At 63.7% G+C, this 703-nt stretch carries 1 protein-coding gene; it reads left to right on the top strand.

Features of this window, described 5'->3' with window-relative positions; genetic code table 11:
• A partial coding sequence (locus G1E_RS29220) for an HlyD family type I secretion periplasmic adaptor subunit (protein ID WP_047149718.1) occupies positions 1-680 on the top strand: 680 nt, incomplete at its 5' end.
• Positions 681-703 lie beyond the last annotated feature (23 nt).

Raw genomic sequence — 703 nt, 5'->3', positions numbered from 1 at the left:
GCAGCGAGCTGAAGATCACCGAAAACCTGGCGAAAATGGGCGCCTCCAGCCGGGTGGAGGTCATCCGCCTGAACCGCCAGCGTTCGGAGCTTGAACTCAAAGCCAACGAGGCCCGCTCCGACTACCTGGTGCGCGCCCGGGAGGAGCTGGCCAAGGCCAGCGCCGAGGCCGACAGCCTGTCAGAGGTAATCCGCGGGCGCAGCGACTCGCTCACCCGCCTGACCCTGCGTTCGCCGGTGCGCGGCATCGTCAAGGACATCGAGGTGAACACCCTGGGCGGCGTGGTGCAGCCCGGTGGCCAGGTGATGAAGATCGTGCCGATGGACGAGCGCCTGCTGATCGAAACCCGCATCGCCCCGCGCGACATTGCCTTCATCCACCCGGACCAGGCGGCCAAGGTCAAGATCAGTGCCTATGACTATTCGGTGTATGGCGGGCTGGATGGCAAGGTGGTGGGTGTTTCGCCGGATACCTTGCAAGACGAGGTGAAACCGGAAATCTACTACTACCGCGTGTTCATCCGTACCGAGCAGGACAGCCTGAGGAACAAGGCCGGCAAGCACTTCGCGATTGTCCCCGGCATGATTGCCACGGTGGATATCCGCACTGGCGAGAAAACCATCCTCGATTACCTGATCAAACCGCTGAACCGGGCCAAGGAGGCCCTGCGCGAGCGGTAGCTGGCCGGCAAGCCGGCTCCCAC

The organism is Pseudomonas sp. TJI-51 (genome assembly GCF_000190455.2).
In the GTDB taxonomy this organism is placed as follows: Bacteria; Pseudomonadota; Gammaproteobacteria; order Pseudomonadales; family Pseudomonadaceae; genus Aquipseudomonas; species Aquipseudomonas juntendi.
The sequence above is the reverse complement of the archived record's forward strand: the minus strand, read 5'-3'. Positions and strand labels throughout refer to the sequence as shown.